An 8,352-nucleotide genomic window follows, 5' to 3' on the forward strand; every position below is an offset into this window, starting at 1 on the left:
CGCGGAGACGGCGTAGAGCTCCTCGCGGTGCTCGCGCAGGTGCTGCCCGAGCGCCTTGAGCAGCCCGGCCCGCTGATGGAAGGTCAACTCCCGCAGCGCCGGCCCACCGACCTCCCGCCCGTAGCCCAGCGCGGCGCCGAAGTCGACCCCGGTCGAGGACACCCGGGCGATCTCCTCCCCGGTCACCGCGTCGAACAGCGGGCGGCCCTCATCGGTCGCGGTGTGCCAGTCACCGGAGACATAGCTGCGCAGAAGCGGGGTGGTCATGCGGTCCCTCTCGTGGTGGCGGCGGGTCAGACGGTTTCGATCAGCAGGGCCGCGCCCTGGCCGACGCCGACGCACATCGACGCCAGCCCGCGACGGCCGCCCTCGCGGCGGAGCCGGTTGGCGAGCGTGACGGTGATCCGGGCGCCGGAGCAGCCCAGCGGGTGGCCCAGGGCGATGGCGCCGCCGTCGGCGTTCACGGTCTCGGGGTCCAGGCCCAGGCGGCGCACGCAGGCGAGGCTCTGCGCGGCGAAGGCCTCGTTGAGCTCGACGGCGTCGAGGTCGCCGGTCTGCCAGCCGGCCAGCCTCAGCGCCTTCTGCGTGGCGGGCACCGGGCCGAGGCCCATGACGTGCGGCGCGACGCCGGCACTCGCACCGACGACGATCCGGGCGAGCGGGGTCAGCCCGTGCTCCTCGACGGCCCGCTCGCTGGCGACGACGACCGCCGCGGCGCCGTCGGACAGGGGAGAGGAGTTGCCCGCGGTGACGATCCCGCCCTTGCGGAACACCGGGCGCAGCCGGCCCAGGGACTCGGGGGAGGCGTCGGCGCGGGGGCCCTCGTCCGCGGTGACCTGGACGGGATCGCCCTTGCGCTGCGGGACGGGCACGGTGACCAGCTCCGCGTCGAACCGCCCGTCCTTCGCAGCGGCGACCGCACGGGTGTGGCTGCGCAGCGCGAACTCGTCGCACTCCTCGCGGGTGATGCCGTCGAGCGTGGCCACCTCCTCGGCGGTCTCGCCCATCGACAGGGTCGCCGGACCCGCGGTCTCGGTGTGGACCTCGGGCGCGGCCTCGTCGAGGGCGCGGAAGCGCGGGTTGGTGAAGCGCCAGCCCAGCGACGTGTCCGCGACCTCGCCGGGCTTGGCCCACGGCGTGCCGGGCTTGGCCATCACCCACGGCGCCCGGGTCATCGACTCGACCCCACCGGCGACGACGACGTCGGCCTCCCCGGCCTTGATCGCCTGGGCGGCGTTCGTGACGGCGGTCAGGCCGCTCGCGCACAGCCGGTTCACGGTGTAGCCCGGGACCGTCGCCGGGAGCCCGGCCAGCAGAACGGCCATTCGGGCCACGTTGCGGTTGTCCTCGCCGGCCTGGTTCGCGGCGCCGAGGACGACCTCGTCGATCGCGTCGGCCGGCACCCCGGCCCGCGCGACGGCCTCGCCGACCACCAGGGCGGCCAGGTCGTCGGGGCGGACGCCCGCCAGCGCTCCGCCGTACTTGCCCTGCGGGGTGCGGACCCCGCTCACCAGGAATGCGGTGTTGCTGCTGCCCATGAAGCCGCTCGGCCTCCGATCGGTGTCTGCGTCGGCGAACGATCGTTCGGTTGTCGGGGAGGTTAGCATGGGCGCGTGGGGATCCGACAGGGGCGAGGGTGCCGACGACGTCCGGCGCGCGCGTCCCGTGGGCCCGACGGGCAGGGCTCAGCCATCGCCGTCGTGGCACGACCCGCGGCCGTTGGGGCTCGAGAAAGCGCTGGTGGCGGCGTCAGGGGAGGTCGCCAGGGGGCGGCCGGGACGGGCAGGATCATCAGATGGGGAGAGGACTTCGGCGAGCGCGTCACAGTGCCGCGGGAGGCCCACGCGGCGTTCGCCGGGGTCGAGAAGTGCGCAGCCCGATCGTTCGGGCAATCACGACCCGGACCGGCCCCTGAATCACGGCGTCGGTCTCACGGGGTTCCGAGTGGCCCGACACGGGGAAGGCGAGGTGTGTGGATGACCCGAGCAACCCTTGAAGAGGACGGCCCGCCGGTCGGCCGGATGCGACACGCGGGAGGGGCGCGATGACCGCCGCGACGGCCGATCCGCCCTCCCGGCCGAACCGGCGCGCCCGCGGCGCGGCCGGTGCCCGCCGCCCCGTCTACGACGCCCGGTCCCTGCTGGCCGTGGCGGTGCAGGAGTTCAACGCCCGCGGCTACGACGCCACCTCGATGGAGGACCTGTCGCGGGCCGCCGGGATCACGAAGTCCTCCTTCTACCACCACGTCAGCGGCAAGGAGGAGCTCCTCCGCGCGGCGCTGCAGCGTGCGCTCGACGGGCTCTTCGGCATCCTCGACGAGCCCGCCTCCCAGCGCGGACCGGCGCTGCGGCGGCTGCAGCACATCATCGGGCGCCAGGTCGAGGTGCTCACCACGGAGCTGCCCTACGTGACGCTGCTCCTGCGGGTCCGCGGCAACACCGAGATCGAGCGGTGGGCCCTGGCCCGCCGCCGCGCGTTCGACGCCACCCTCGCCTCGCTCGTCGCCGAGGCGGTGGAGGACGGCGAGGTCGCGGCCGGGGTGGAGCCCTGGCTGGCGGCCCGGTTGCTGTCCGGCACGGTGAACTCGATCATCGAGTGGTACCGCCCCGGCCGGCCCGGTTCGGAGGGCCTTCCCGCCCAGGTCGTGCAGATGGTGTCCACGGGGATCATCCCGCCTGCCTGACGCCCGCCCGGGTGAGTTCGGCCCCACGCTTGCGTGGGCGGCGGGAGTGCGTCATCATCAGACGAACGAACATTCGGTTTTGGAGGTTCGCGATGACCGCGACCGACGAGCGCTCCCACCCTGCGTTCGAGGACGAGTTCCAGGCCACGATCGACGCCGACCAGCGGATCGAGCCGCGGGACTGGATGCCCGAGGCCTACCGCAAGACCCTGATCCGCCAGATCGCGCAGCACGCGCACTCGGAGATCATCGGCATGCAGCCCGAGGGCAACTGGATCGGCCGCGCTCCGTCGCTGCGGCGCAAGGCGATCCTGCTGGCCAAGGTGCAGGACGAGGCCGGGCACGGGATGTACCTCTACGCGGCGGCCGAGACGCTCGGCGTGGACCGCGAGGAGCTGACCGAGAAGCTGATCGAGTCGAAGCAGAAGTACTCCTCGATCTTCAACTACCCCACGCTGACCTACGCCGACGTCGGCGTGATCGGCTGGCTGGTCGACGGCGCCGCGATCTGCAACCAGGTCCCGCTGTGCCGGTGCTCCTACGGCCCGTACGCGCGGGCGATGGTGCGGATCTGCAAGGAGGAGTCGTTCCACCAGCGGCAGGGCTACGAGCTGCTGCTGGCCATGGTCAACGGCACGCCGGCGCAGAAGGCCATGGTGCAGGAGTCGGTCGACCGGTGGTGGTGGCCGTCGCTGATGATGTTCGGCCCCGCGGACGGTGACTCCCCGAACACCCAGCAGTCGATGGCGTGGAACATCAAGCGGCACACGAACGACGAGCTGCGCCAGCGGTTCGTGGACATGACCGTCCCGCAGGCCGAGGCCCTGGGTGTCACGCTGCCGGACCCGGACCTGCGGTGGAACGACGAGCGGCAGGCGCACGACTTCGGCGAGCCGGACTGGTCGGAGTTCAAGGCGGTCATCTCCGGCGCCGGCCCCACGAACGCGCAGCGGATCGCGCACCGGCGCCGCGCGCACGAGAGCGGGGCCTGGGTGCGTGAGGCGGCCCGGGTGTACGCGGACAAGCAGGCGGCGAAGAAGCGTGAGGTGACGGCGTGATCCCGAGCGACGAGACCCCTGAGGTGACCGCGGAGGGCGGCCACGGAGCCGTCCCGACCACCGGGGTGCCGACCGGCGCCATTGAGAAGGGGCAGGGCGTGAAGCGGCGCGACTGGCCGTTGTACGAGGTGTTCGTGCGCGGCAAGCGCGGGCTGAACCACGTCCACGTCGGCTCCCTGCACGCCGCGGACGCGGAGATGGCGCTGCACAACGCGCGTGACCTCTACACCCGGCGCAACGAGGGCGTGTCGATCTGGGTGGTCAAGGCCGAGGACATCACCGCCTCGAGCCCGGCGGAGAAGGACCCGTTCTTCGCGCCGTCCGGCGACAAGGTCTACCGGCACCCGACCTTCTACGCGATCCCGGAGGAGGTGCCGCACCTGTGAGCCACGTGGAGCAGGGCGAGCACGACGCGACCAACGCCTACCAGTCGCTGTCGGAGACCACCGCGCACGACGACCCGCGCTGGGCGTTCGGCACGGGCTTCGAGGACGGTCTGAGTCTCGGGGAGGCCGAGATCACCGCGCCGGTGCCCGAGGGCGTCGACGCGGCGGACCTCGCGGCGTACTGCCAGATGCTGGGCGACGACGCGCTGATCTACAGCCAGCAGCTGTCGGAGTGGGTGGCGAACGCGCCGGAGCTGGAGGAGGAGGTCGCGCTGGCGAACACCGCGCTCGACCTGCTCGGTCAGGCCCGCGTGCTGCTGGCCCGGGCCGGGCACGTCGAGGGGGCGGACCGCGACGAGGACGCGCTGGCCTACCTGCGCGACCAGGCCGGGTTCCGCAACGTCGCCCTCGCCGAGCAGTCCGACGAGCTGGACTTCGGCCGCTGCATCGCCCGGCTGCTGATCTTCTCGACCTGGCGGCTCGCGCTGCTGCACCGGCTGCTGGACTCGAAGGACCCGGTGATCGCCGCGGTCGCGGGCAAGGGCGTCAAGGAGCTGACCTACCACCGCGACTACGCCGCCCGCTGGGCCCTGCGCCTGGGCGACGGCACGGAGGAGTCGCACCGGCGTGTGCAGGCCGGGCTGGACTGGGCGTGGCCGTACGTGGAGGAGCTGTTCCGCACCTCCGACGAGGAGCACCGGCTCATCGAGGCGGGCGTCGCGGTCGACCCGGCCGGGACGCGCGAGGAGTTCGACGCGGTGCTCGCGCAGGTCCTCGACCGGGCCACCCTCACCCGGCCCGAGGTGCCCCCGGTGGGCACGATCGGCGGTCGCAGCGGCCGGCAGGGCGTGCACACCGAGCGCCTCGGGCACGTCCTGGCGGAGATGCAGAGCGTGGCGCGCGAGCACCCGGGGGCGACATGGTGACCGATCCCGAGCTCCGGGTGGACCTGGGCGCGCGGGACGTCGTCGCCCGGGTCGTCGACCCCGAGATGCCGATGCTCACGCTCGACGACCTCGGCGTGATCCGGTCGGTCGAGGAGGACGGCGGCGGGGCGGTCGTCACGATCACCCCCACGTACTCGGGCTGCCCGGCGATCGAGGTCATGCGGGACGACATCCGCATCGCGCTCGGCGAGGCGGGCTACGACCGCGTCGAGGTCCGCACCGTCTTCTCGCCCGCGTGGAGCACGGACTGGATCAGCGAGGCCGGGCGCCGCAAGCTCGCCGAGGCCGGCATCGCCCCGCCCGGGAAGGCGCCGGCCCGCGCCGCCGGCCCGATCCCGCTGACCCTCGGCGCCCCGTCGACACAGGTCCGCTGCCCGCGCTGCGGCGCCCCGTCGACCGAGGAGTTCTCCCGCTTCGGCCCGACGGCCTGCACGGCGCTGCGGCGCTGCCCGTCGTGCCAGGAGCCCTTCGAGCACATGAAGGAGATCTGAGGTGACCCCCGCGACCACACTGCCCGCCGCCGGCACCCGGGCCGACGACGAGGTCGTGGCGCCCCGCGAGAGCGGCTTCCACCGGCTGCGGGTGTCCGCGCTGGAGCGGCTGTGCGACGACGCCGTGGCCGTCACCTTCGCGGTCCCGGACGACCTGCGCGAGGACTTCACGTTCCGCCCCGGGCAGTACCTGACGCTCCGGCTCGAGACCGAGGCGGGGGAGGAGCGGCGCTCCTACTCGATCTGCGCCCCGGCCGGCGCCGAGCCGCGGGTCGGCGTGCGCCGGGTCGACGGCGGGCTGTTCTCCGAGTGGCTCGTCGACCGGCTCGAGGTCGGCGACGAGATCGAGGTCGGCCCGCCCGCCGGGTCCTTCACCCCCGACCTCGCCGCGGGCACCCACCACGGGCTCGTCGCCGCCGGGTCGGGCATCACGCCGGTACTGTCGATCGCCGCGTCGCTGCTCGCCGCGCATGCGGACACCCGCGTCACGCTGCTCTACGGCAACCGGCGCACCGACACCGTGATGTTCACCGAGGAGATCGCCGACCTCAAGAACGCCTACGGGCCCCGGCTGCACCTGCTCAACGTGCTCTCCCGCGAACCCACCGAGGCGGACATCTTCAACGGCCGGCTCGACGCGGACCGGATGCGGGTCCTGCTCGGGTCGCTCGTCGACGTCGAGGGCGTCGACCACTGGTGGCTGTGCGGCCCGCTCGGCATGACCGAGGACGCCGTGACCGTCCTCGGTGAGCTGGGGGTGGACAAGAAGCGGATCCACCGCGAGCTGTTCTACGTCGACGAGCCGCCGCCCGCGGTGCACCGCGCCGAGGACGACGCCGAGGTCGGCGAGGGCAGCGAGGTCACCGTCGTCCTCAACGGGCGGTCCACCCAGCTGACCCTGCCGCGGAACGAGACCGTGCTCGACGCGGCACAGAAGGTCCGCGGCGACCTGCCCTTCGCCTGCAAGGGCGGCGTGTGCGGGACGTGCCGGGCGCAGGTCACCGACGGTGAGGTCACCATGCGCCGCAACTTCGCGCTCGAGGACGAGGAGGTCGAGGCCGGGTTCGTGCTGACCTGCCAGACCCTGCCGGTGTCGGACACGGTGACCGTCGACTTCGATGTCTGAGGGCCTCGTCGGGGTCGAGGACCGGGGGCCCGTCCGGATCCTGACCCTGGCCGACCCGAGGCGGCGCAACGCGCTGTCCGTCGAGATGCGCCGCGAGCTACGGGACGCGGTCCGCGCGGCGACGGACGACGACACCGTCCGCGTCCTGGTCCTCACCGGCGCGGAGGGCTTCTTCTCCGCCGGCGGGGACATCTCGTCGATGAGCGACGACGAGCAGCTCGGGATCCTGCGCCTGCAGCTGCTCGCCGATCTCGTCGAGGCGATGGTCGCCGGGCCCACGCCGGTGATCGCCGCGGTCGAGGGCGGTGCCTACGGTGCGGGGCTGTCGCTGGCCGCCGCGGCGGACCACGTGGTCGCGGCCCGCGACGCCCGCTTCTGCGCCTCGTTCGGCGGCGTCGGCCTCGCGACGGACGCCGGCCTGGCCTGGACCCTGCCGCGGCGCATCGGCCAGGGCCGCGCGGCCGAGATGATCCTCTTCGGCGAGGTCGTCGACGCCGAGCACGCCGCGACGATCGGCCTGGTCGAGCGCCTCGCCGAGCCGGGCGGAGCCGTCGAGCTGGCCCTGGAGCGGGCAGAGCTGCTGGCCCGGCGCTCCCGCCCGGCCCTCGCCGCGACCAAGGAGATCTTCGCCGCCGGCCACACCGACCTGCGGCAGGTCCTCGTCGCCGAGGCCCGCGCCCAGCGCACCCTCTTCACCGGACCCGATTTCGCCGAGGGCGTCGCCGCGTTCCGGGAGAAGCGGAAGCCGACCTTCCGCGCCTGACCCGCAGGGCGACCGTCGACTCACCCCGACGTTGATGAGGTGCGCTCGGCGCCGTGATCGGCTTCTGCGTGCATCAGCGGCTGTTCGATCCGCCGCACGTGCACCCTCAGAGCGATCATGAGATGCCGACGGCGTCCGTAATCCGCGCTGACGCGCCGCGGCGCAGAGCGGTGGCGGTGCCACGACACACCCGTTCGGTGTGACGCGATCGTCGCTGCGCGGGGCGAGAAGTGCGTTAACTTTGCCAAGCGCCTTCGCGGGACGAGGGCCGCGTCGTCGTTCGTCGGTGACCCGGGCCCTCGTCCTGCGGGCCGGTGCGTGACGACGGCCCCCTCCACCCCGATCGACAGTGATGCCGTACATCGAGGAGAGCGAATGAGCGACAGTCCCGAAGCACCCGCGCCGCCGCTGCGCATCGGTGTGGTGGCGGAGTCGACGAAGGCGGAGACGCGGGTGGCGTTGACGCCGGAGACGGTGCGCAAGGCCGTGGACCTCGGCTACGCCGTGACGGTGGAGTCCGGGGCGGGTGCGCGGGCCGGGTTCGACGACGCCGCCTACGCCGCCGCGGGTGCGGAGGTGTCCGAGGGGCCGGTGTGGGACGCCGACGTCGTGGTCGCGATCAACGCCCCGCAGCCGGACGAGATCGAGAAGCTGCGGTCCGGTTCGACGCTGGTGGCGATGCTGGCGCCCCGCTTCGAGGAGGAGCGGGTGGCCGCGCTGGCGGCGCAGGGCGTCACGGCGCTGTCGATGGACGCCGTGCCGCGGATCAGCCGGGCGCAGTCGTTGGACGTGCTGTCCTCGATGGCGAACATCGCCGGGTACCGGGCGGTGATCGAGGCGGCGCACGCGTTCGGCCGGTTCTTCACCGGGCAGGTCACCGCGGCGGGCAAGGTCCCGC

General features: G+C 73.4%; 8 protein-coding genes and 2 pseudogenes. 8 read left to right on the forward strand and 2 right to left on the reverse strand.

The annotated features are described in order from the left end of the window. Positions 1-267: pseudogene (locus tag PKE99_RS36960) on the reverse strand (phenylacetic acid degradation bifunctional protein PaaZ); the annotation flags it as partial. 26 nt (positions 268-293) lie between these two features. After that, the gene (locus PKE99_RS36965; RefSeq protein ID WP_037050986.1) at positions 294-1,538 is read right to left on the reverse strand and encodes a thiolase family protein; all 1,245 of its coding nucleotides are present in this window, start codon (positions 1,536-1,538) and stop codon (positions 294-296) included. 506 nt (positions 1,539-2,044) lie between these two features. Here PKE99_RS36965 and PKE99_RS36970 point away from each other — a divergent pair. The 8 genes and pseudogenes from PKE99_RS36970 to PKE99_RS37005 all read left to right on the forward strand — a co-directional run. After that, positions 2,045-2,683 carry a TetR/AcrR family transcriptional regulator gene (locus PKE99_RS36970; protein WP_081924581.1) on the forward strand — a complete coding sequence of 213 codons (639 nt, stop codon included), beginning with the start codon at positions 2,045-2,047 and terminating at the stop codon, positions 2,681-2,683. 92 nt (positions 2,684-2,775) lie between these two features. Next, positions 2,776-3,741, forward strand: coding sequence for a 1,2-phenylacetyl-CoA epoxidase subunit PaaA (gene paaA / locus PKE99_RS36975; RefSeq protein WP_037050984.1), 966 nt, complete (start codon positions 2,776-2,778; stop codon positions 3,739-3,741). Positions 3,742-3,839: 98 nt separating this feature from the next. Beyond that, positions 3,840-4,127, forward strand: coding sequence for a 1,2-phenylacetyl-CoA epoxidase subunit PaaB (gene paaB, locus PKE99_RS36980; protein WP_271214979.1), 288 nt, complete (start codon positions 3,840-3,842; stop codon positions 4,125-4,127). Next, positions 4,124-5,053, forward strand: coding sequence for a 1,2-phenylacetyl-CoA epoxidase subunit PaaC (paaC, locus tag PKE99_RS36985; protein WP_231498370.1), 930 nt, complete (start codon positions 4,124-4,126; stop codon positions 5,051-5,053). Before paaB ends, paaC begins: the two co-directional genes overlap by 4 nt. Beyond that, a complete protein-coding gene (gene paaD, locus PKE99_RS36990; protein WP_051738021.1) occupies positions 5,047-5,565 on the forward strand; it encodes a 1,2-phenylacetyl-CoA epoxidase subunit PaaD in 519 nt (172 codons plus the stop codon). Before paaC ends, paaD begins: the two co-directional genes overlap by 7 nt. Positions 5,566-5,620: 55 nt before the next feature. Further along, positions 5,621-6,691 carry a 1,2-phenylacetyl-CoA epoxidase subunit PaaE gene (gene paaE / locus PKE99_RS36995; RefSeq protein ID WP_037051047.1) on the forward strand — a complete coding sequence of 357 codons (1,071 nt, stop codon included), beginning with the start codon at positions 5,621-5,623 and terminating at the stop codon, positions 6,689-6,691. Continuing rightward, positions 6,684-7,454, forward strand: a complete 771-nt coding sequence (locus PKE99_RS37000) for an enoyl-CoA hydratase/isomerase family protein (RefSeq protein WP_037050979.1) — start codon at positions 6,684-6,686, stop codon at positions 7,452-7,454. Before paaE ends, PKE99_RS37000 begins: the two co-directional genes overlap by 8 nt. Positions 7,455-7,829: 375 nt before the next feature. Further along, positions 7,830-8,352: pseudogene (locus tag PKE99_RS37005) on the forward strand (Re/Si-specific NAD(P)(+) transhydrogenase subunit alpha); the annotation flags it as partial.

The organism is Pseudonocardia halophobica (assembly GCF_027922425.1).
Lineage (GTDB): Bacteria > Actinomycetota > Actinomycetes > Mycobacteriales > Pseudonocardiaceae > Pseudonocardia > Pseudonocardia halophobica.